The following is a 20,767-nucleotide window of genomic DNA, read 5'->3' as shown; positions in this document are numbered from 1 at the left end:
GATGACTGCCGCCGCGCCGGCCGCGGGGATCCGCTTCGAGAGCGTCTCCGTGGCGTACGGGAGGAACGTCGTCCTCGACTCGCTCGACCTGACCGTCGAGCCGGGCGAGGTGATGGCCCTTCTCGGCCCCTCCGGCTCCGGCAAGACCACCGCGCTGCGGGCGGTCGCCGGATTCGTACGGCCCGTCTCCGGACGGGTGTTCCTCGGAGGGCTTGACGTCACCGCGCTCCCCCCGCACCGGCGCGGCATCGGCATGGTCGTCCAGAGCTACGCGCTCTTCCCGCACATGAGGGTCGCGGACAACGTGGCGTTCGGGCTCAAGGCCCGCAAGGCACCGCGTCGCGAGATCGCCGAACGGGTCGCCGAGGCCCTGGAGATGACGGGCATGGCGGCCTACGCCCGGCGCTATCCGCGGGAGTTGTCCGGCGGACAGCAGCAGCGCGTGGCGATAGCCCGGGCGCTGGCGATACGTCCGGGCGTCCTGCTCCTGGACGAGCCGCTGTCGGCCCTCGACGCCCAGCTCCGCAGCGGCATGCTCGCCGAACTGGCGCGCCTGCACCGTGAATTGCCCGACGTCTCCATCCTCTACGTCACGCACGACCAGGTGGAGGCGTTGACCCTGGCGGACCGGATCGCGCTGATGGACCGGGCCCGCCTGCGGGACTGCGGCACGCCCGAAGCCCTCTACCGCAGTCCGCGCACCGAGTTCACCGCCTCGTTCGTCGGCAACGCCAACCTGCTGCCCGTGACGCTGAGCGCTGCGGAGTCCGGGGCCGACGGCGATCTCGCCGTGGTCGACCTGGGCGGCACGAAGCTGCGGGCCCAGGCACCCGCCACTCCCGTACCGCCCGGGGCCGCCGCGACGCTGTGCGTCCGCCCGCACCTGGTGTCGCTGGGGGAGGGGCCCAACACCCTGCGGGGGCGGGTGGCCGAGGTGCAGTGGCGCGGGGCGACGCACCGGCTGTTCGTGGAGACCGAGGGCGGCGTACGGCTGAAGGCGGACGTCCGCGAACTGCGCGTCCCGCCCGCGCTGGGCGAGGAGGCCGCCGTCTCCTTCGCCCCGGAGGACGCGGTGCTGCTCCCGGTCACGGCGGCGGACGCCACGGCGGATGCGGTGGCTACGACGGATGCGGTGGCGGAGTCCACGACGGCGGCGGGCGCTACGACGGTGGCGGGCGCTACGGCGGCTGCGCGGGCGGACGTCACGCCGGCTGCGGTGCCCACCGCCGTGACGACCACCGGCCCGGCCGGGAAGCCCATGGACCCCGCTTCCCGGAGCACACCCACCGCGAGCCCTGGGGGAGTTGCCCGTGGCCAGTGACACCGCCGCGCCCCTGGCCACGCCGTACGGGCCTGGCCCCGGCCGCGCCGACCGCCCCGCTCGCCCAGCCCGTATCCGCCGCGTCCCCGCCTGGCTGTGGGCCGTGCCGCCCGTCGCCGTTCTGGCGGTGGTCTTCCTCCACCCGCTCGCGCTCGTCCTGCGCCAGTCCGTCACCCCCGACGAGGGCGGCACCTCGTTGGAGCCCTACACCGAGGTCTTCGCCTCCGAGGCGTTCCGCGAAGCGCTGACGACCACCGTGTGGATCGCCGTCGCCTCCACCGCCGGCTGCCTCGTCCTCGGCTTCCTCCTCGCGCTGGTCATCGCCTTCGTGCCGTTCCCGGGAGGCAGGGCGGTGTCGAAGTTCATCGACGTCTTCCTCTCCTTCCCGTCCTTCCTGATCACCCTCGCCCTGCTGTTCGTCTACGGCTCCGCCGGGATGGCCAACGGGCTGTGGGCGGACGCGACGGGCGCGGCCACTGGACCCTTCGGCTTCCTCACCACGCCGTGGGGCGTGGTCCTGGCCGAGATCACGTACTTCACACCGTTCGTGATGCGCCCGCTGCTCGCCGCGTTCTCCCAGGTCGACACCGCGCAGATCGACGCCGCCGCCTCACTCGGCGCACGCCCGGCGCGGATCGTGCGGCAGGTGATCCTGCCCGAGGCGCTGCCGGCGCTCGCCGCCGGGGGGAGCTTGGTGCTGGTCCTGTGCCTGAACGAGTTCGGGATCGTGCTGTTCACCGGCGCCAAGGACGTCACGACCCTCCCGATGCTCGTCTACAGCAAGGCGATCCTGGAGTCCGACTACCCGGGCGCCTGCGTCGTCGCCGTCGTCAACGTCGCGATCTCCGTGGGGCTTTACGGCCTCTACAAGGTGGTGAGCCGCCGTGCTGGTGCATAGCCGTACGGGCCGCCGGGCCGTCCAGGTGCTCTTCATCGCGCTCTTCCTGCCGCTGTTCGCCCTGCCGCTGCTCGTCGTCCTGGCGGCGTCGTTCTCCACCAGCTGGAGCGGCCCCTTCCCGTCGGGGCCGACCACCGGGCACTACGCGTCCGCGGTGCGCGGCGATTCCCTCCAGGCACTGATCACCAGCCTGGTCACGGCCGTGTCCGCGAGCCTGCTGGCCCTGGCCGTCGGCACCTGGTCGGCGCTGGCCGCCGCGGCGCTCGGCAGGCGCGGACGGCGGTGCGTGGACGCGCTGTTCATGCTGCCGGTCGCCGTGCCGTCCGTGGTCGTCGGCCTGGCCGTCCTCGTCGCGTTCAGCACGCCCCCGATGCTGCTCAACGGGACCCGATGGATCGTGATCCTCGCGCACACCGTCCTGGTCACCGCGTTCGCCCACCAGTCCGTGTCCGCCGCGATCGTCCGGCTCGACCCGGCCTACGAGCAGGCGGCCGCCGCGCTCGGCGCCCGCCCCTCGTATGTGCTGTTGCGGGTCAAGCTGCCGCTGCTGCTTCCGTCCCTCACAGCAGCCGCCGGCCTCTGCTTCGCCCTGTCCATGGGGGAGTTGAGCGCCACGATGATGCTCTACCCGCCGGACTGGACGCCGCTGCCCGTCCGGATCTTCGCGGCCACCGACCGGGGCTCCCTCTTCACCGGTTCCGCCGTGTCCGTCGTCCTCATGGGCACCACGCTCCTCGTGCTGCTCGCCGTCTCCCGCATCCGAACCAAGGCCTCGTACCGCTAGCCGCCCCAGGAGATACGAAACGCCATGCACCGCTCCGGCCCCTCCCGCGTCCGTTCCCGTTCCCTGACCTCCATAGCCGCCGCCACGGCCTGCCTCGCCCTGGCCGCACTCCTGACGGGCTGCTCCGTCACCACCACCGCGTCGAACGAGAAGGCCGTCACCGTCTACAGCGCCGACGGCCTCAAGGGCGAGAACGGCGACGGCTGGTACGACCGCGTCTTCGCGGACTTCGAGAAGAAGACCGGCATCGAGGTCGAGTACGTCGAGGGCGGCTCGGGCGAGATGGTGCAGCGCGCCGTGCGGGAGAAGGCCAACGCGCAGGCGGACGTCCTCGTGACCCTGCCGCCCTTCATCCAGCAGGCCGACGACAAGGGCCTGTTGCAGACGTACAAGCCGCGGGGATCCGAACAGGTACCCGCCGCGGGCAAGGCGGGTGACGGAGCGTGGACCTCCGTGGTGAACAACTATGCCGGATTCGTCTACAACAAGAAGGAGCTCAAGACCGCCCCCACCACATGGGAGCAGCTCCTCGACCCCCGCTACCGCGACAAGGTGCAGTACAGCACCCCCGGTGTCGCCGGTGACGGTACGGCCGTCGTCATCAAGGCCATGCACGACTTCGGCGGGCAGCGGCAGGCGATGGACTATCTGAAGAAGCTCCAGGCCAACAACGTCGGCCCGTCGTCCTCGACCAGCAAGCTCGCACCGAAGGTCGACAAGGGCGAGATCCTCGCCGCGAACGGCGACGTGCAGATGAACTACGCCCAGTCGCGGTCCATGCCGAACCTCGGCATCTGGTTCCCGGCGAAGGACGGCGGCAAGCCGACGACATTCGCCCTGCCGTACGCCGCCGGGCTGATGAAGAACGCCCCGCACGACGCCAACGCCCGGAAGCTGCTGGACTTCATGCTCGGTGAGGGCGCCCAGCGGCAGGCGAGTGAGGTCGGCGGCGGATTCCCGGCCCGCGGCGACGTCAAGGCGACCGGCGCCGATGCGAAGGAGCTGGCCGCGATCGTCGACGGCGTCGAGGTCTTCGAGCCGGACTGGAAGGACATCGCGGAGAACCTCGACAGCTACCTCGACGCCTGGAAGTCCGCCACCGGAAGCTGACCGCGGTGACGGGCGGGCGCCGCGGTCACGGGCCTGCCGATCGACCGTGTGCCGTGTGCCGATCGACCGTGTGCCGATCGACCGTGTGCCGTGTGCCGTGTGCCGTGTGCCGTGTGCCGTGTGCCGCGGGGCCGGGCGGTCCGGGCCCGTGCCGGGGCTCTGCCGGGCCGGACCGTCCGCGCCCTGGACGCCGGGGTCGTCCACGGCCCGCCGCCGTTAGGCTGAGACTTTCGGACCACCGGCCACCGAGAGCGGAGATCAGTTCAGTGGCGGAGCGCAAGCCGATCGAGTCCTGGCTCACCGACATGGACGGCGTCCTCATACACGAAGGCATTCCGATCCCCGGGGCCGACGCCTTCATCAAGCGGCTCCGTGAGTCGGGCAAGCCGTTCCTGGTGCTGACGAACAACTCCATCTACACCGCGCGCGACCTGCACGCCCGGCTGTCCCGGATGGGGCTCGACGTGCCCGTCGCGCACATCTGGACCTCGGCCCTGGCCACCGCGCAGTTCCTGGACGACCAGCGGCCGGGCGGCACCGCGTACGTCATCGGCGAGGCCGGGCTGACCACCGCGCTGCACGACATCGGCTACGTCCTCACCGACGCCGACCCGGACTACGTGGTGCTCGGCGAGACCCGTACGTACAGCTTCGAGGCGCTGACCAGGGCCATCCGCCTGATCAACGACGGCGCACGGTTCATCGCCACCAACCCCGACGAGACCGGGCCCTCCGCCGAGGGAGCGCTGCCCGCCACCGGATCCGTCGCGGCCCTGATCACCAAGGCGACCGGCCGCGAGCCGTACTTCGTCGGCAAGCCGAACCCGCTGATGATGCGGGCCGGGCTGAACGCCATCGGGGCGCACTCCGAGACCAGCGCGATGATCGGCGACCGTATGGACACCGATGTGCTGGCCGGTCTGGAGGCGGGGATGGAGACCTTCCTCGTGCTCACCGGGCTGACGAAGCCGGAGGAGGTCGAGCGCTTTCCGTTCCGGCCCTCCACCGTCGTGGACTCGATCGCGGATCTCGTCGAGCGCATCTGACACGGCGGCGCACTGACCGCCGCATCCGCGCGTACTGACCGCCGCTCCCGCGCGCACGGACCGCCGCTCCCGCGCGTACGGACGCCGGACCCCTCCGTACGCGCGCAGCACCCCTCCGCACGGCCGCTGCGTGCGGCAGCCGGTGGGCACGGTCACCGAACGGAGCAATCCGGGCACTCTGCGGGTGCGGCGGGCACGGCGCCAGGTGAACCTTCTTGAATGTGAGGAGGTTCAACGATGGGCTCTGACCCGCGCACCCGGCTCACCCGTCCGTCCCGCCTGCCCCGGCGCGCGGCCGTGATCGTCGCTGCGGCCGCCCTGTGCACGGCGGTCGCTCTTCCCGCGTACGCCGTCGACGTCGAACCGGTCGAGGAGACGCCCGCAGGCAGCATCGCCGATATGCCGGCCGACGATCCTCTCTCCGATCCTGGATCCGACCCCCTCTCCGATCCGCTGACCGAGTCGCTCTCCGACGAGTTCGGGGACGAGACGGGCGACGGCGCGAGCAGCAGCTCCGCTCCCTCCTCCTCGGAGAACCTCAAGATCACCCCGTCCGTCGTCGCGCCCGGCGCCGAGGTCGAGATCCGTGTCCAGGGGCTCAAGGAGACCAAGGGCACCAAGGTCGTCGTGCGGTCGGAGGTCTTCGTCACCGAAGCCCGGCTCGCCTCGGACTCCCGCGGCGGCCTCTACGGCGAGGCGAAGATCAAGTCGAGTGCCTCGCCCGGCCGGCACACCGTCAAGTGCGACTGCGGTGTCCAGGCCACGATCACCATCGTCGCCTCGCACTCCAGCCACAGCCCGCACGCGACCCCCACCGCGCCCGTACGCGCCGGAGGCGGCGGCACCGCCGTCCTGGCTCCCGCGGCCGCGGAGAAGGAGGACGGCCCGGGCATCGCCCACTTCGTCGTCGCGGCCGGACTCGCCGGCGCCGCCGCCCTCGCCTTCGCCGGGATCGCGCTGCGCCGCCGCCGGGTGGACACGGCGGCGGGCGACTGAGGCGGGCGGACCACGGTGTACGACCGTGGCCGCACCGGCCGCACCGGAGCCGGCGGCCTGATCACCGCCCTGATCTGGGTCGTGGTGCTGCTCGGCTTCTGGTTCTGGGGACGGGGCATCACCGACGGCCCGGGCATCACGTCCCCGGGTACCGGCGATGCGGCCGCGGTGGGCCGTCCCGCCGGACCGCAACTCCCCGCGGCGTACGCGCCCTTGACGCCCGCCCGCCCCGAGCGACTGGAGATCCGCACCGCGGGCGTCCGCGCCCCCGTCGTCGAACGGGGCCTCGACGCGGACGGAGCCGTCGACCCGCCGCCGTACAGCGCCCCGGGCCAGGTCGGCTGGTACGGCGGCGGCCCCACCCCGGGCGCCGTCGGCACCGCCCTCCTCGTGGGCCATGTCGACACCCACACCGCGCCCGCCGTCTTCCACCGCCTGGCGTCGGTCGAGCCGGGTGCGCGGGTGAGCGTCGCGAGGGAGGACGGATCGGTCGCGGAGTTCACCGTGGAGGCCGTCGAGGTGTTCACCAAGGACCGCTTCGACCCGCAACGGGTGTACGGGCCGCGCAAGAGCCATCGCGCCGAACTCCGGCTGATCACCTGCGGAGGCACCTACGACCCGAAGCGGCATGTGTACTCCGCGAACGTCGTCGTCTCGGCGTACCTGACCGCGGTACGCGGGCATGTCGCGGCGGGCGTCTAGAGAGAAGCGGCAGCCGTCCGGAGAGAGCGGCAGGCTTCCGGAGCGCGGTGGCCGATCACCTGGCGCCGCGCGCACGAGAGGCAGCGGTCGCCGTGCGCGGCCGTTGACCGACCTGCCTGATCGTCTACGAGCGGCGCTCGCCTCGCACCGAGGGGGCTGAGGACCTGGGCGATGCGCAGCTGCTCGACTTCCGCTGCAGCGGATGGGGGTTCGGGTGACCGCTGTGTGACCGGGAGTTGCGGAGCCGGGGAAGGCCGCACCCGCCGCGGATGAGAGGGCTGTCACAGCCGGTCGACGAAGCGCGGACGGACCGCTGGGCGCACCGTCCGGTGTGTCAGCATGGGGGCCGACCGGTCTTGACCATGGGGGCCGGGGCCCGCGACACAGGTCGCCGGAGCACCGCCGCCCCGGACAGTGAGCCAAGGGGGAGCGGATGTACGGCAGTTGCACCGGCCGCGGGCAGGGGAGGGCGCGCGTCCGGCTCAGGGCGGGGGCCGCGGCAGCGGCGGGAGCCCTGCTGCTCCTCTCGGCCTGTTCCGATGGCTCGGACACCGATGAGGACGCCGCGGGCGGCGCCCAGCAGCCCAAGTCCCGGGCTCCGTACTGGGTCAACCCGGACGGCAGCGCCGCCGAGCAGGCCGCGGCCTACCGCATGGACGGGCGGGACGCGGACGCCGAACTGATCGAGAAGATCTCCCGGCAGCCGGCCGCCGAGTGGATCGGCATCGAGGACCCGGAGGGCCAGGCCCGCGGCTTCACCGAAGCGGCGGAGAAGGCCGACCGCGAAGCCCTGCTGGTGCTCTACAACGTCCCGCACCGCGACTGCGGCCAGTACTCCAAGGGCGGTGCCGCGGACGGCGACGCGTACCGAGACTGGCTCGGCAAGGCGATCGACGGCATCGGCGAGCGCAGGACCACGGTCGTCCTGGAGCCGGACGCACTGCCGCATGTGGAGGACGGCTGCACCCCGCAGCAGTTCCACGAGGAGCGGTACGCCCTGCTGTCCGAGGCCGTGGCCAAGCTCAAGGCCCTGCCGAACACCAAGGTCTATCTGGACGCCGGCAATCCGCACTGGATCACCGACCCGGGCCGGATGGTCGAGCCCCTGAAGCGGGCCGGCATCGACAAGGCCGACGGTTTCGCGCTCAACACCTCCAACTACCAGACCACCGACGAGAACACGGCGTACGGCAAGAAGCTGTCGGGCATGGTCGGCGGCAAGCCGTTCGTGATCGACACCAGTCGCAACGGCAATGGCCCGGCCCCGGGGAAGGACGATCCCGAGGCGTGGTGCAATCCGCCCGGCCGGGCGCTCGGCGAGCCGCCGACGACGCGGACCGGTGACGATCTGGTCGACGCGTATCTGTGGATCAAGCGGCCGGGGGAGTCGGACGGCGCCTGCAAGGGGGGTCCCGCGGCGGGCCAGTGGTGGCCGAAGTACGCACTGCAGCTGGCGCGCAACGCCAAGAGCTGACGCGGTTCCGGACCCGGTTCCCCTCCTCCGGCGCGGACCGGGTCCTTGTCGCCAGGAGCTGACCCGGGTCCTCGTCGCCAGGAAGCGGCTCAGGCCCCCCTCGTCGCCAGGAAGCGGCCCAGGACCTCGGCGCGCCGGGAGCTGACCCCGGTCCCCGCGCCCGCGCCCACCCACCGGGGTCGGGCGCGGACGCGAGTACTGGGTCCGGCTGCGCCCCCCGGCTACGGCACCTCGACCCAACGGGCCTTCGAGGGCGTGCCCTTCTTGTCCGTGACGAAGAGCATGTACCAGCCGGACGGCACCAGGGACCGGTCGTCCGGAACCGTCACCTGCACCCCCTTGCCCGTCTTCTTCATGTCCAGCGCGATCGACCGCTGGTCGACGTCCGTGACGTGCGTGACGGCGCTGGGCCGCATCAGCCGGGCGCTCTTGATGTCCGCCGCGTCCCCCGTCCCGAACGTGCCGCTGCCGCCCCGTGCGATCCGCTCGGGGCCCGAACCGAGTTCGGGCTTCTTGTCGCGGTAGAGGTAGGGCGGGGTGTAGATCTCGATGCGCTTCTCGAAGACGCCCGGCTTGGTGTTGGCGTCGTCGGAGTAGAGCGAGTCGGAGCCGAAGATCATAATGCGGCCGTCCGGCAGCAGGAGCGTGCCGGAGTGGTAGTTGCGGCCGACGGTCGGGTCGGCGACGCGGCGGAAGGTGCCGCTCTTGGCGTCGTAGATCTGCGCCTTGAGGATGTTGCTGCCGCTGCGGCCGCGGTAGTCGCCGGAGCCGCCCGAGACGAACACGGTGTCGTCGGGGAGGAGCGAGCCGCCCGGGTAGCGGGTTCCCTCGGAGAGCGGTGCGCCGTCCTTGAAGCGCGGGTCGTCCTTCTTGAGGTCGACGACCCGGGTCTTCTCGCTGGACTTCTCGGACTCGCCCACGCCTCCGCCGCCGATCACCATGAACTTCTGGTCCTGGGCGGGCGGCAGCATCACCGACATCGAGGTCTCGAGGACCTTCGGGTCGCTCATGCCGGGCACGGGGTCGAACTCGTTGGTGTCCACGTCCCACAGGCCGGGGGTGCGGCCCTTGTCGGCCGGGCCGTAACCTGCGTTGGAGCCGCTGTAGAAGATCTTGCCGCCGTCGGTCAGGAAGAGCGCCGGGTAGGTCGGGAAGAAGCGCTTCGTGGGCAGGTACGTCCACTGCTTGGTGCTCGGGTCGTAGACCTCGTTCTTGCCGGGTACGACCTGGCCGATCTCGTCGAGTCCGGAGACGGACAGGACCCTGCCGTCCTCCAGCGTGGTGAGGGTCGGGTACCAGCGCGCCTCGTTCATCGGGTCGACGCGGATGTACTTCTCGGCCACGGGGTCGAACTCGAAGGAGTCCTTGATGCCTTGGAAGTCCTTCTTGTCGAAGGAGAGTTTGTTGGCGATGCCGTAGAGGTTCCGGGCGTCGGCGCCCTTCAGGCCGCGTATCCGGTAGTTGTCGGTGTCGCCGGTGCTGTGCTTCCGGCCCTTCTGGCGGGCCTCGACATAGACGCGGGCCTCGCTGGCCGTGACCCGGGCCTGGCCGGTGACCGGGTCCGTGGTCTTCTTCGCTCGGGGGACCAGCAGGTTGTCCTTGGACTCGAAGGTCTTGCCGCTGGACTTGCCGGTGAAGAGGGTGCCCGCACGCAGGGTCTTGGGCTCGTCGGGGTCCTCGTTCTTGACGATCATGAGACCGCCGGCCTTCTCGACATCGCCCTGCAGCTTCTCGTAACGCTGGGTGCCGCCCGCCACCAGCAGCTTTCCGTCCGGGAGTTGAGTGTGCCCGGCGCAGAACATGTCCTTGGGCGTGGAGATGTTCTTGTACGTGTTCTGCTCGGGGTCCCACAGCACCGTGCGGAAGGTCTTCGCCTTGAACATCTCCGCGTTGTTGCCGGAGCCCGCGATGAGCAGCACCTTGCCGGTGTGCAGCAGCGCGGCGTGAATGGTGTTGATCCGGAATTCCTCGGGGACGTCGAGGAGATCCCAGTGGCCGTTCGCCGCCTTGTAGTCCGGCCGGTTGATCTTGTACGCGTGGTACTTCTCCGAGCCGAAGCGGAACAGGGCGGGCCCGTTCATTCCGGCCAGCACGAGCACCGCCGTCGTGCCGATGGCTATCCGGCGCGTACGGCGGCTTGGACGGTATTTCATGTCTTGCGTCCCCCAAGGGCGATCTGCAGGGTCTGGTCGTTCGCGGGCCAGGCGCTCTCAGGCCGGTGGGCCGTGGGAGCGGGCCCGCCGCCGGGCGGAGGTCCTCCGCGGGCCTTTTTCCGCTTCTCCTGGCGGATGGTCCACCGCCAGGCGAGGATCGGTGCGGCCGTGATGACCAGGGCGAGGGAGGCCCAGAGGATCATCGCGGGGTGGCTGTGGCCGAAGTAGAAGGAGGACGCGAGCGATCCGCCGAAGACCAGCAGGAAGAACAAGTGGATCCGGAACGTCCCGAAGAGGGTGTCGGGGCTGGAGGAGTCGCCCTTCGGCGTCACGACGAACTTGCTCTTGCGGCGCAGGGCGGCGTCCATGAGGGAGCGCGCGTAGATCGGGGCGGACAGCGCGGACATCACCATGCCCGCCACACCACCGGAGCCCTCGGGTTCGTGCGGGGAGACGTTGTGCCGCCGGTTCCAGATGTAGAGGCCGATCTGGAGAGCGGAGGCGTTGCCGTAGAGCATCATCCACATCGCCGGGTCGATCTGGACACCGGAGGCGCCGAAGCCCAGGAACAGCGCACAGCTCAGCCCGGCCAGAATCCAGTTCATCGCCGAGATGGGGTAGAAGATCACCATCAGGGTGTAGTTGAACAGCTTGCCGGGCGGCAGCGTGAAGGGCGCTTTCCAGAACTGCTTGAGGATCGTCTCGTACGTGCCGCGGGACCAGCGGAGCTGCTGGGTGAAGAAGTCGGTCCATGCGGTGGGGCCCTCACCGACGGCGAGCACGTCGGGGGTGTACACCGAGCGCCACTTGCGTCCCGTCTCCGGGTTGCTGTGGCGGTGCAGTTCGAAACCGGTGGCCATGTCCTCGGTGATGGAGTCGTACAGACCGCCGATGCCCTTGATGGCCTTGATGCGTACGGCGTTGCTGGTGCCGACGAACATGGGGGCGCCGTAGCGGTTGCCCGCGCGCTGGATGAGCGCGTGGAAGAGGAACTGCTGGCTCTCGGCGGCCTTGGTGACGGCGCTGTCGTAATTGCCGTAGACCTGGGGGCCGATGACGAACGCGACGTCGGGGTCGCGGAAGAAGCCGAGCATCCGCTCCAGGTAGTTGGGGAGCGGGACATGGTCGGTGTCGACGGACGCGAAGTAGTCGTAGGCGTCGCCGTGGGCGTCGAGCCAGGCGTTGTAGTTGCCGTGCTTGGTCTTGGCGCGGTGCGCGCCCTTGGGCTGGTTCCACCGGGCGACGCCCTTGCGGGTGAAGTGGTGGACGCCGAGCCGGGCGCAGACCTCCTTGACCGCGGGGTCGTCGCCCTCGTCGAGCAGCCAGATGTGCAGAAGCCCGCGATGGCGTATGCGGACGGCGGCCTCGAGGGTCTTGGTGACCATCTCGAGGGGTTCCTTGCCGGGGACGAAGGAGGTGAGGAACGCGACCCGGGTGCCGTTCTCCGGCACGACGGGGACGGGGTCGCGGGCCACCAGCGTGGCGTGCGCGTTGGAGAGGACGTTGAGCGTACGGAACAGCTCGATCAGCCCGATGGACACCAGCATGATCACGTCGAGGACCAGGAGGGTGTCCGAGGCGTTGTCGCGCTTCGTCCAGTGCGCGGGCTGCATCAGCCACACCAGCAGGCCCAGTGAGACCAGCGGGGCCGCGCCGAGCAGCAACGCGGCCCGGATGCGGTGCGGTTCGTCGGCCATCAGGCTGCGGTAGCGCACCCGGTACGGCTTGCCCGGGTCGGGCTGCGTGAGGGGGCCCGCGAGCCGGCTGTAGTGCTCGTAGTCGTAGCGCGGCAGTGGCTTGCGGGTACGCGGGCCGTGCGGCGAGCGCAGTTGCCGGGGTAGACGCAGGCGCGTCGTCCGCTCGGTCTCCCGCTCGGTGTCATAGGAGTGCCCGGCGCCGTGAGGCGTCGACGTCATGAGTATTCCCCCCGCACGCGGGTCTGTGGTCGGTCGTTCGTCTGGTCCGGGCCAGTGGTCCCCCTTGACCGACCCGGTCCGAATGCGTGTGCGGGTGGCCGTTCCGTAGGACGGGGAACGAACACCTTTCGGTTGCATGATGCCCACTCCCGTATCACCGCGTGAACAGCGCCCCGGATTTATCACGGAGCGCGACCGAGTGATTCAGTCCCAACTCCCCCAAATGGCCCCGGAGTCGCAGAGGTGACGAGCAGAGCAAACACTCCGTTCCCGTTCTGCTGGGGTGCCATAAGGGCGAGCTTCGGCACCCAGGACACCTGCGGGGAGGCGGGTTTGCGGCAGTGATCAGGCGCGATGGGAGCGGCGCAGGCGTTTGCGGATGTCCGTGAAGTGGTCGCGTACGGCGCTCTCCGCGCGGACGACGTCCCCCGAGCGGACGGCTTCGAGGATCTCCCGGTGCTGCCGGCAGGTGGTCCTCGGATCCGAGTGCGTGTCCACCAGATCGGTGCGCACACGGTGGAAGGCGTCCCAGAATGCCTCCAGCACCTCGCTCAGCAGAAGGTTGTCGAAACCGCGGTAGAGGGCGGCGTGGAAGGCCCGGTCGGTGTCCGCGCGGACCGCACCACCTGCCGCTTCCTCTTCCATACGGGCCACGAGCGCGTCCAGTTCAACCAGATCGCCCTCGGATACGCGGCCGGCCAGTCGCGCTATCAGGCCGGTCTCGATCGCTTCGCGCAGTTCCAGGAGCTGGAGCAGGCTGTCCTCGCCGCGGTAGTGGCCCGCGACGGTGCGGAAGGTCAGGCCCTCGATCATCGGCGCCATCGACATCGGCCCCACGTACGTCCCGAAGCCGTGCCGGATCTCGACGATGCCCATGGCCTGCAGCGCCTTGAGTGCCTCGCGGACCGAGTTCCGGCTGACCCCGAGCAGGTCCATCAATTCGGTCTCGGTGGGCAGCGGGGCGCCGGACGGCAGCCGCTGGTCGATGATCAGCTTCTTGATGCGCTCCTGGATGTCGCTCGCCATTCCGCGACTGTGCACCGCAACCTCCGTTTTGACCAGCCGCGAGACCGCCGCACGAGCCCCGGAACGACTCCGGGCCCCCTCACCGGTGGCGAGGAGGCCCAGAGTGTCACGTGCGCCGCCAGGGACTCGAACCCCGGACCCGCTGATTAAGAGTCAGCTGCTCTAACCAACTGAGCTAGCGGCGCGTGCTGACATCAAAGATCCTACCCGATGCGCCGGGGTGCTCCGAACGCGGGACATTTCCGGCCCTGCGCAAGGCGTTCGCGCGCCTGCCCGCGTCCGGGTGCGGCCCGCTCCGATTGGTCTGGACATGTTCAACGGGCGGGGCTACGCTGCGACTTGGTCTAGACCTGGAAATCACCCGGCACGGCTGAGCTCAGCTCGCGGAACCTCTCCCCGTTCATCTGGAGCGAAGCATGCGCAAGAAGATCGGCGCTGCTCTGGTCGGGCTCGGCGTCATCGGCGTCTCGGTCCTCGCCACAAGCAGCGCGAGCAGCCACGGCTACACCGATTCCCCCATCAGCAGGCAGAAGTTGTGCGCCAACGGCACCGTGACGGGCTGCGGTGACATCCAGTGGGAGCCGCAGAGCGTCGAGGGGCCGAAGGGCTTCCCCGCCTCCGGGCCCGCCGACGGAAAGATCTGCGCGGGTGGCAACAGCCGCTTCGCCCAGCTCGACGACCCGCGCGGCGGTCAGTGGCCGGCGACCGGTGTCACGGCCGGCGCCCACACGTTCCGCTGGCAGTTCACCGCGGCGCACGCGACCACGGACTTCCGCTACTACATCACCAGGAACGGCTGGGATCCGAGCCGGCCGCTGACCCGGGCCGCGCTGGAGACCGCCCCGTTCCTCACGGTGCCCTACAACGGTCAGCGCCCGCCATCGACCCTGTCCCACAGTGGCACCATCCCGTCGGGCAAGACGGGCCGGCACATCATCCTCGCCGTCTGGACGGTCGCCGACACGGGTAACGCCTTCTACGCGTGCTCGGACGTCCAGTTCTAGGCCGCGCCCTCCGGATCGGCCCCGGCCCGGGGTGATCCGGAAGGGCGCGGCCCCGGCGGGTCCGGCGGCTCGCCGGCCCGCGGCCGCGTCCCGGACCGTTCCGCCCCAACGGACCGGTCCGGGACGCGGTCTCCACATCTGACGCAACGTCAGTTACCGTCGTGCGCCATGCGGATGGAGACCGTCGCAGACCTCGTACGCGACCGGTGGGGCGACCACCGGACGGGCCTGATGTTCCAGGACGAGGTCCTCACCCACCACCAGGTCGCGGCCGGAGCCGCCGCACGAGCGGCACTGCTCGCCGATCTGCTGCCACCGGGCGCGCTGCCGCACATCGGCCTCCTGCTGGACAACGTGCCCGACTACCCGATGTGGCTGGCCGCCGCCGCGCTCGCCGGGGCGACCGTCGTCGGACTCAACACCACCCGGCGCGGCCCCGAACTCGCGCGTGACATACGCCATACCGAGTGCTCCCTGCTGATCACCGAGCGGTCCCGCCTCCCGCTCCTGGCGGGCCTGGACATGGCCGTCCCCCGCGACCGGGTCCTCGTCGTCGACGCACCGTCCTACGCACAACACCTCGCCCCGTACGCGCACACCGAGCCCGGCGAGGCGACGGTCGGGCCGGTCGGGCCCGGCACCCGGATGCTGCTCTCCTTCACCTCCGGCTCGACCGGCGCTCCCAAGGCGGCCATCTGCTCACAGGGCAGGCTCGCGGCGGCCGCGCACTCCCTCGTCCGCCACTTCGGCGTCGGTCCGGACGACGTGCACTACATCTGCATGCCGATGTTCCACGGCAACGCCGTCGTGGCCGACTGGGCACCGGCACTCGCGGGGCGTGCGGCCATCGCCCTGCGCCGGACCTTCTCGGCCTCCGGCTTCCTGCCCGACGTACGGGCCTTCGGAGCCACGTACTTCACCTACGTCGGCCGGGCAGTCCAGTACCTGCTGGCCACCCCGGAGCGCCCCGACGACCGCGACCATCGGCTGCGTACCGGGTTCGGCACGGAGGCGGGCGCCGTCGACGCGGCCCGTTTCACCGCCCGGTTCGGCACCCGGCTCGTCGAGGGCTACGGCTCCTCGGAGGGCGGCGCCGCCATCCAGCACAGCCCCGACGCCCCGACCGGCGCCATCGGACGGGCCGCCCCCGGCGACGACCTCGCCGTGGTCGACCCGGAGACGGGGGAGGAGCGGCCGCGGGCGCGCCTGGACGCGGACGGGCGGCTGCTCGGCAGCCACGAGGCGATCGGCGAACTCGTCAACCGCGGACCGAATCCCTTCGAGGGCTACTGGCGCAACGAGGAGGCGGGCGCGGCCCGGACCCGCAACGGCTGGTACTGGACCGGAGATCTCTTCATCCGCGACACCGACGGCTTCTTCCACTTCGCCGGCCGCACCGACGACCGGCTCCGCGTCGACAGCGAGAACCTCGGTGCGGCGATGATCGAGAACATCCTCGCCCGCTACGCCCCTGCCGTCTCCGCCGCCGTCCACGCGGTGCCCGACCCGGTAGCCGGCGACCAGGTCATGGCCGCGCTGGTGCTGCGCGACGGCCCCCGCTCCTTCGACCCCGTGGACTTCGCCGCGTTCCTGGCCGCCCAGCCGGACCTGGGGACGAAGATGGCGCCCCGGTTCATACGGCTTCCGGCCGCCATGCCGGTCACCGCGACGAACAAGATCCACCGGTCGTGGCTGCGCCGCGAGGGGTTCCGCTGCGGCGACCCGGTGTGGTGGTCGCCGATGGACGCGGGGCCGTGCGGCAGCGCGTACCGCCGCTTCGGGGAGGACGATCTGGAGGCGCTGCTGAAGCGCTACCGGGCGCAGGGGCGCGAGGAGTTGCTCGGCCGGTGAGGCGTCCCGGGCCCGCGACGCCGGGCCGTCGGTCGTGCCGCGAAACGACTCCGGGTCTCCTCGCCGATGGTGAGGAGACCCGGAGTGTCATGTGCGCCGCCAGGGACTCGAACCCCGGACCCGCTGATTAAGAGTCAGCTGCTCTAACCAACTGAGCTAGCGGCGCCTGCTGACGTCGAACATCGTACCTGTTCCGCAGCGCTGCTCCGGACCGGGTGTGCGCCCGGCCGACGACGACCGGGCATGCGGTCACGAGCGGGCGTACGTCCCCCGGAGCGGGCCGAGGTGCGCCCGGGCCGGTCGACTCGCGCCGATGCGCTCAGAGGGTCAGGGACAGCAGCACCGGTGCGGCACTGCGGTTGAGGGCGTCCGCGGCCTGGCGCAGCCGGTGCGCGTTCTCGATCGGCATCGAGAGGGCGAGGCAGCCCACCGATCTGCCCGCGGTGATCGGCACTGCGGCGCAGACGGTACCGACCGCGTACTCCTGGAGATCCAGTACGGGGACAGTGGGCGGCTGGTTGTCCAGCCGGGAGAAGAGGACCTTCTCGCTGGTGATCGTCCGCGAGGTGAGGCGGGCGGTCTTGTGGCGGGCGAGGTGGTCGCGGCGGCCGTTGTGGTCGAGCTGCGTCAGCAGGCACTTGCCGACCGCGCTCGCGTGCCCGGCGGAGCGGAAGTCCACCCACTCGTTCACCTTGGGGGCGCGCGGTCCGTCCGCATACTGCGTGATCTTGATCTCACCGTCGATGTAGCGGCTTATGTAGACGGCCGCGCCGACCGAGTCGCGGATCTCGGAGAGGGTGCGCTGCAGCTTGTCGTAGAGGGCCTGTTGGCGGTTCCCCGCGGAGCCCAGAAGCACCAGGGACTCACCGACGACATACGCGCCGCCGGTGACCTGTTCCACATAGCCCTCGCGGCGCAGCATGCGCAGCAGGTGGGAGAGGTGGCCTGTGGGCAGGCCGGTCTCGCGCGCGATCTGAACATCGGTGACGCCGCCGGTGTGCTTGGCGACGCATTCGAGTACGCGCAGTGCGTACTGCACCGAATGGAACGGCGCGGTCGGCTCGGGTTTGAGCGCCACGGTTTCCCCCTAGCAGGTTGTGACCGCTTGCGTCAGTCCCGTGGCTGCAGGTCACGGCTCGCAGGCACTCCTCACCGCTCCCGGCAGGCGGGCTCGTTACCACGATAGCCGTCAAGAGACCTGAATGGAGCAGGTGTTGAGGAGTTTGAATGGCGCGCCCCATGGCCGTAAGCAGGGGCGCGCCACCTTGGCATATGCCAGAGTCATTCTGCGCAAGCCGGAGCTGCGGAATTCACAGCACGGCGCTGAGGAATTCGCGGGTGCGCTCGTGCTCCGGCTCGCTGAAGATCTTCTCCGGCGGGCCCGATTCGATGACCTTGCCCGCGTCGAACATCAATACGTCGTCCGAGATGTCCCGGGCGAAGTTCATCTCGTGGGTCACACAGAGCATGGTGATGTCCGTGGTGCGCGCGATGTCCCGGAGCAGATCCAGGACGCCCGCGACCAGTTCGGGGTCGAGCGCCGAGGTGACCTCGTCCAGCAGCAGCACCTGAGGCCGCATCGCGAGCGCCCGGGCGATCGCCACACGCTGTTGCTGCCCGCCGGAGAGCTGGGTCGGGTACTTGTCGATGTGCTCGGTCAGGCCCACGAGTTCGAGCAGCTCGCGCGCCCGCTCCTCCGCCTCGTCCTTGGTCAGTCCCAGGACGTGCACGGGAGCCTCGGTGAGGTTCCGCAGCACCTTCATGTTGGGGAAGAGGTTGAACTGCTGGAAGACCATGCCGATCTTCTTGCGGATCTCCCGCTGGTGCTTGTCGCCGGCGGGGACGAGCTTGCCGTTCTTCTCCTCGTGGGTGAGATAGTCGCCGGCCAGCTTGATGGTGCCCTCTTCCGGTCTCACCAGCGTCATGAGCAGGCGCAGGATCGTCGTCTTGCCGGAGCCCGACGGGCCGATCAGCGTGACGTGCTTGCCGGGCGCGACGGTGAAGTCCAGGTGGTCCAGGACCGTGGTGCCGCCGAAGCGCTTCGTCACCTGGTCGAACCGGATCAGCTCGCTGCCGTCCTTGTTTCCCGGGACGGACGGGGTCTGGGTGCTGTCAGTGGACAAGACGACGCTCCAGGAATCGCATGAGAAGGGAAGCCGGGTAGGAGATCAGGATGAAGGCGACGCCGACGACCGTGTACGGCTCGACGTACTGGAAGGTCTCCGCTCCGAACAGGCGGGCCTGCTGCAGCATTTCCAGCACCCCGATGCCCAGCAGCATCGGCGTGTCCTTGAGCATCGCGATCACGTAGTTGCCGAGCGCGGGGACGACGCGGCGGATCGCCTGCGGCAGGATCACCGAACCCCAGGTGCGGGTCCGCGGCAGGCTGAGCGCGGTGGCCGCCTCCCACTGCCCGACCGGGACACCCTCGATACCCGCGCGGTAGACCTCGGCGGTGTACGTCGAGTAGTGCAGGCCGAGGCCGATCACTCCGGTGGCCAGGGCGGTGGTCTGGATACCCCACTCCGGCAGCACGAAAAAGAAGAAGAACAGCTGCACCAGCAGCGGGGTGTTGCGGATGAACTCCGTGAAGATGCCCACCGGCCAGCGCACGAACCGGGTCGGGGTGCGCAGCAGCAGCGCCCAGACGAGGCCGAGCGCGAAGGAGAGCAGGGAGCCCAGGACGGTCGCCTCGAGCGTGACCTTCACGCCGTCCCAGAACATCGGCATGAAGTCGCCGACTACGGACCAGCTCCAGCTCATCGCGCACCACCCGTCATGTTGATGTTGGAGGCCTGCTCGGTCTCCTCACGGATGGCGAGCTTGCGGATGATCCCGCCGCCCTTCGGGGGTTCCTGCCCGATGCCGGCCTTGGCCCGGCGTTCCATCAGCCGCATCACGCGGGTGAGGAGGAAGGCGAGGACGAAGTACATGACCAGGATCGTGAAGTAGATGCTGCCGCTCTCACCGGTCGCGAGCCGGGCGAGCTGAGCGGCGAACGAGATGTCGCCGACGCCGAGCAGCGAGACCAGGGCCGTGCCCTTGAGCAGCTCGATCAGCAGGTTGTTGAAGGGCGGCATCATCTCGGGGATCGCCTGCGGAAGGATGATCCGCCGCAGACGCTGCATCGGCGTGAAGCTCAGCGCGATGCCGGCCTCACGCTGCGCCGGGGCCACCGCGGCGATACCGCCGCGGACGATCTCGGCTCCGTACGCGCCGTAGGAGAGGCCGAGGGCGAGCGTCGCCGCCCACAGCGGCACGAACTGCCACTGGAAGGCCAGCGGCACCACGAAGAACAGCCAGAACATCAGCACCAGGGCCGAGGTCCCGCGGAAGACCGCGACGTAGAAGCCGGAGAGGAAGCGGAGGATCCAGAAGCGGGAGGTGCGGCCGATGCCCACGGTGAAGGCGACGAACGCACCGAGCGCCGCGCTGTAGATCGTGAGCTGGACCGTGACCCAGATGCCCTTGAAGATGAGTTCCCAGAGTTCAGCTGTCATTTCTTGCACAGCTCCTCTGCGGTCAGTTCGGTCATCTCGGTGTCGGTGAATCCGAAGGGCTTGAGGACTCGCTGGACCTCGCCGTTCTTCTTCATCTTGTGCAGCTCTTCATTGAAGGCGTCCCGCAGTTGTGTCTCGCCTTTGCGGAACGCAAAAGCGCCCGCGCCGTACGCGGGCTTTCCGTCGAGTTTCGGGAGGAAGGGTTTGGTTCCTTCCACCTTCTGATTCTTCGTCTGATTGATGACATTGCGGACGGTGAGGCTTGTGCCCGCAAATGCGTCCGCTCGTCCCTGGGCCACGGCGAGCAGACCGGCCAACTGGTCCGGATAAATCTGGATTTCGCCTCTCGGGACTCCGGCATCGACCGCGTAGTCGATCTCGGCATACGCGGTGCCGCTGGCAAGCTTGGCACCCGACTTCTTGATGTCGGCGTAACTCTGGATGTTCTTGGGATTTCCCTTGCGGACGATGAACGCGTCCAGCACTTCGTAGTCCGGATCCGCGAAGAGAACCTGTGCGCAGCGTTCCGGGTTGACGAACATTCCCGCGGCGATCACATCGAACTGCTGTGAATTGAGACCGGGGATCAGTGAACCGAATTCCGTCGGGACGGCCTGGACGTTGGGCACTCCCAGACGTTTGAAGATGACCTTGGCGAGCTCAGGAGCCTCCCCGGTGATCTCAGCCTGCTTGCTGATGTAGCCGAAGGGGATCTCGCCCGCGATCCCCAGTTTGACGCTGCCCTGCGCGCGCAGGCGCTCCAGCAGATTCCCGCCCCCTGTCGTGTCCGCGGTGGAAACCCGGCTGCAGCCGACCGCGGCCGCAGCACCGATGGCAGCCATTCCCGCGAGCACGGAGCGGCGGCCGACACTTCTACCGATCATGTCGTTCCCCTGTGGTGGAGCCATGGCCGCGCGGCTACCCGAGACGGCGCGATTCATGCAGGCTGTTTTCAGCCCTTGATGCAAGCGCAGCTCTATTGACCG

17 protein-coding genes, 2 tRNA genes and 1 pseudogene are annotated in these 20,767 nt (G+C 69.8%); 10 read left to right on the top strand and 10 right to left on the bottom strand.

From position 1 onward, the window contains the following. Position 1: 1 nt before the first annotated feature. The 8 genes and pseudogenes from ACGFNH_RS27585 to ACGFNH_RS27550 form a co-directional block, all read left to right on the top strand. A pseudogene (locus ACGFNH_RS27585) lies at positions 2–1,099 on the top strand (ABC transporter ATP-binding protein); the annotation flags it as partial. Between the two features lie 235 nt (positions 1,100–1,334). Next, on the top strand, positions 1,335–2,219 hold the full coding sequence (locus tag ACGFNH_RS27580; protein WP_393658448.1) for a 2-aminoethylphosphonate ABC transporter permease subunit: 885 nt from the start codon (positions 1,335–1,337) through the stop codon (positions 2,217–2,219). Beyond that, positions 2,206–3,003 carry an ABC transporter permease gene (locus ACGFNH_RS27575; protein WP_393658183.1) on the top strand — a complete coding sequence of 266 codons (798 nt, stop codon included), beginning with the start codon at positions 2,206–2,208 and terminating at the stop codon, positions 3,001–3,003. Before ACGFNH_RS27580 ends, ACGFNH_RS27575 begins: the two co-directional genes overlap by 14 nt. 24 nt (positions 3,004–3,027) lie before the next feature. Next, positions 3,028–4,113, top strand: coding sequence for a 2-aminoethylphosphonate ABC transporter substrate-binding protein (locus tag ACGFNH_RS27570; RefSeq protein ID WP_393658181.1), 1,086 nt, complete (start codon positions 3,028–3,030; stop codon positions 4,111–4,113). Between the two features lie 266 nt (positions 4,114–4,379). Continuing rightward, positions 4,380–5,159 carry an HAD-IIA family hydrolase gene (locus ACGFNH_RS27565; protein WP_360849305.1) on the top strand — a complete coding sequence of 260 codons (780 nt, stop codon included), beginning with the start codon at positions 4,380–4,382 and terminating at the stop codon, positions 5,157–5,159. A 237-nt stretch (positions 5,160–5,396) separates the two neighbouring features. Beyond that, positions 5,397–6,155 carry a hypothetical protein gene (locus ACGFNH_RS27560; protein ID WP_393658179.1) on the top strand — a complete coding sequence of 253 codons (759 nt, stop codon included), beginning with the start codon at positions 5,397–5,399 and terminating at the stop codon, positions 6,153–6,155. 15 nt (positions 6,156–6,170) lie between these two features. After that, positions 6,171–6,857: a class F sortase gene (locus ACGFNH_RS27555; RefSeq protein WP_393658177.1), complete on the top strand. Its 687-nt coding sequence runs from the start codon at positions 6,171–6,173 to the stop codon at positions 6,855–6,857. A gap of 433 nt (positions 6,858–7,290) precedes the next feature. Then, positions 7,291–8,331, top strand: coding sequence for a glycoside hydrolase family 6 protein (locus ACGFNH_RS27550; protein ID WP_393658175.1), 1,041 nt, complete (start codon positions 7,291–7,293; stop codon positions 8,329–8,331). A gap of 221 nt (positions 8,332–8,552) precedes the next feature. Here ACGFNH_RS27550 and ACGFNH_RS27545 read toward each other — a convergent pair whose 3' ends face one another. The 4 genes from ACGFNH_RS27545 to ACGFNH_RS27530 all read right to left on the bottom strand — a co-directional run bounded on the left by ACGFNH_RS27545 (position 8,553) and on the right by ACGFNH_RS27530 (position 13,611). Continuing rightward, complete coding sequence (locus tag ACGFNH_RS27545; RefSeq protein ID WP_393658173.1) at positions 8,553–10,484, bottom strand: galactose oxidase-like domain-containing protein; 1,932 nt, start codon at positions 10,482–10,484, stop codon at positions 8,553–8,555. Beyond that, positions 10,481–12,400 (bottom strand): glycosyltransferase family 2 protein, encoded by a 1,920-nt coding sequence (locus ACGFNH_RS27540; RefSeq protein WP_393658171.1) that lies wholly within the window; start codon positions 12,398–12,400, stop codon positions 10,481–10,483. The genes ACGFNH_RS27545 and ACGFNH_RS27540 overlap by 4 nt, the downstream gene beginning before the upstream one ends. Before the next feature lie 345 nt (positions 12,401–12,745). Continuing rightward, complete coding sequence (locus tag ACGFNH_RS27535) at positions 12,746–13,426, bottom strand: FadR/GntR family transcriptional regulator (protein ID WP_393658169.1); 681 nt, start codon at positions 13,424–13,426, stop codon at positions 12,746–12,748. A gap of 111 nt (positions 13,427–13,537) precedes the next feature. Next, positions 13,538–13,611 (bottom strand) — tRNA-Lys (locus ACGFNH_RS27530). 231 nt (positions 13,612–13,842) lie between these two features. Here ACGFNH_RS27530 and ACGFNH_RS27525 point away from each other — a divergent pair. Together ACGFNH_RS27525 and ACGFNH_RS27520 are read left to right on the top strand one after the other, a co-directional pair. Next, complete coding sequence (locus ACGFNH_RS27525) at positions 13,843–14,430, top strand: lytic polysaccharide monooxygenase (protein WP_393658167.1); 588 nt, start codon at positions 13,843–13,845, stop codon at positions 14,428–14,430. Between the two features lie 168 nt (positions 14,431–14,598). Continuing rightward, the gene (locus tag ACGFNH_RS27520) at positions 14,599–16,281 is read left to right on the top strand and encodes an AMP-binding protein (protein WP_393658165.1); all 1,683 of its coding nucleotides are present in this window, start codon (positions 14,599–14,601) and stop codon (positions 16,279–16,281) included. 92 nt (positions 16,282–16,373) lie between these two features. On the opposite strand, the gene ACGFNH_RS27515 is transcribed toward ACGFNH_RS27520, so the two are convergent. The 6 genes from ACGFNH_RS27515 to ehuB all read right to left on the bottom strand — a co-directional run bounded on the left by ACGFNH_RS27515 (position 16,374) and on the right by ehuB (position 20,689). Next, positions 16,374–16,447, bottom strand: a tRNA-Lys gene (locus ACGFNH_RS27515). A 153-nt stretch (positions 16,448–16,600) separates the two neighbouring features. Beyond that, positions 16,601–17,359 carry an IclR family transcriptional regulator gene (locus ACGFNH_RS27510; RefSeq protein ID WP_393658163.1) on the bottom strand — a complete coding sequence of 253 codons (759 nt, stop codon included), beginning with the start codon at positions 17,357–17,359 and terminating at the stop codon, positions 16,601–16,603. 232 nt (positions 17,360–17,591) lie between these two features. Continuing rightward, complete coding sequence (gene ehuA / locus ACGFNH_RS27505) at positions 17,592–18,404, bottom strand: ectoine/hydroxyectoine ABC transporter ATP-binding protein EhuA (protein ID WP_393658161.1); 813 nt, start codon at positions 18,402–18,404, stop codon at positions 17,592–17,594. After that, the gene (gene ehuD, locus ACGFNH_RS27500; RefSeq protein ID WP_393658159.1) at positions 18,394–19,044 is read right to left on the bottom strand and encodes an ectoine/hydroxyectoine ABC transporter permease subunit EhuD; all 651 of its coding nucleotides are present in this window, start codon (positions 19,042–19,044) and stop codon (positions 18,394–18,396) included. Before ehuD ends, ehuA begins: the two co-directional genes overlap by 11 nt. Next, the gene (ehuC, locus tag ACGFNH_RS27495) at positions 19,041–19,781 is read right to left on the bottom strand and encodes an ectoine/hydroxyectoine ABC transporter permease subunit EhuC (protein ID WP_393658157.1); all 741 of its coding nucleotides are present in this window, start codon (positions 19,779–19,781) and stop codon (positions 19,041–19,043) included. The genes ehuD and ehuC overlap by 4 nt, the downstream gene beginning before the upstream one ends. Continuing rightward, positions 19,778–20,689 carry an ectoine/hydroxyectoine ABC transporter substrate-binding protein EhuB gene (gene ehuB / locus ACGFNH_RS27490; RefSeq protein ID WP_393658446.1) on the bottom strand — a complete coding sequence of 304 codons (912 nt, stop codon included), beginning with the start codon at positions 20,687–20,689 and terminating at the stop codon, positions 19,778–19,780. The genes ehuC and ehuB overlap by 4 nt, the downstream gene beginning before the upstream one ends. Positions 20,690–20,767 lie beyond the last annotated feature (78 nt).

Origin of the sequence: Streptomyces sp. NPDC048639 (assembly GCF_043199075.1) — a bacterium.
Classification (GTDB): Bacteria; Actinomycetota; Actinomycetes; order Streptomycetales; family Streptomycetaceae; genus Streptomyces.
This window is presented reverse-complemented; position numbering and strand designations above follow the sequence as displayed.

Coding starts and splice junctions, on each gene's coding strand:
- ehuB (WP_393658446.1), bottom strand. CDS start 20,689: ATGGCTCCACCACAGGGGAACGACATGATCGGTAGAAGTGTCGGCCGC.
- ehuD (WP_393658159.1), bottom strand. CDS start 19,044: ATGAGCTGGAGCTGGTCCGTAGTCGGCGACTTCATGCCGATGTTCTGG.
- ACGFNH_RS27525 (WP_393658167.1), top strand. CDS start 13,843: ATGCGCAAGAAGATCGGCGCTGCTCTGGTCGGGCTCGGCGTCATCGGC.
- ACGFNH_RS27550 (WP_393658175.1), top strand. CDS start 7,291: ATGTACGGCAGTTGCACCGGCCGCGGGCAGGGGAGGGCGCGCGTCCGG.
- ACGFNH_RS27570 (WP_393658181.1), top strand. CDS start 3,028: ATGCACCGCTCCGGCCCCTCCCGCGTCCGTTCCCGTTCCCTGACCTCC.
- ACGFNH_RS27560 (WP_393658179.1), top strand. CDS start 5,397: ATGGGCTCTGACCCGCGCACCCGGCTCACCCGTCCGTCCCGCCTGCCC.
- ACGFNH_RS27545 (WP_393658173.1), bottom strand. CDS start 10,484: ATGAAATACCGTCCAAGCCGCCGTACGCGCCGGATAGCCATCGGCACG.
- ACGFNH_RS27520 (WP_393658165.1), top strand. CDS start 14,599: ATGCGGATGGAGACCGTCGCAGACCTCGTACGCGACCGGTGGGGCGAC.
- ehuC (WP_393658157.1), bottom strand. CDS start 19,781: ATGACAGCTGAACTCTGGGAACTCATCTTCAAGGGCATCTGGGTCACG.
- ACGFNH_RS27535 (WP_393658169.1), bottom strand. CDS start 13,426: ATGGCGAGCGACATCCAGGAGCGCATCAAGAAGCTGATCATCGACCAG.
- ACGFNH_RS27540 (WP_393658171.1), bottom strand. CDS start 12,400: ATGACGTCGACGCCTCACGGCGCCGGGCACTCCTATGACACCGAGCGG.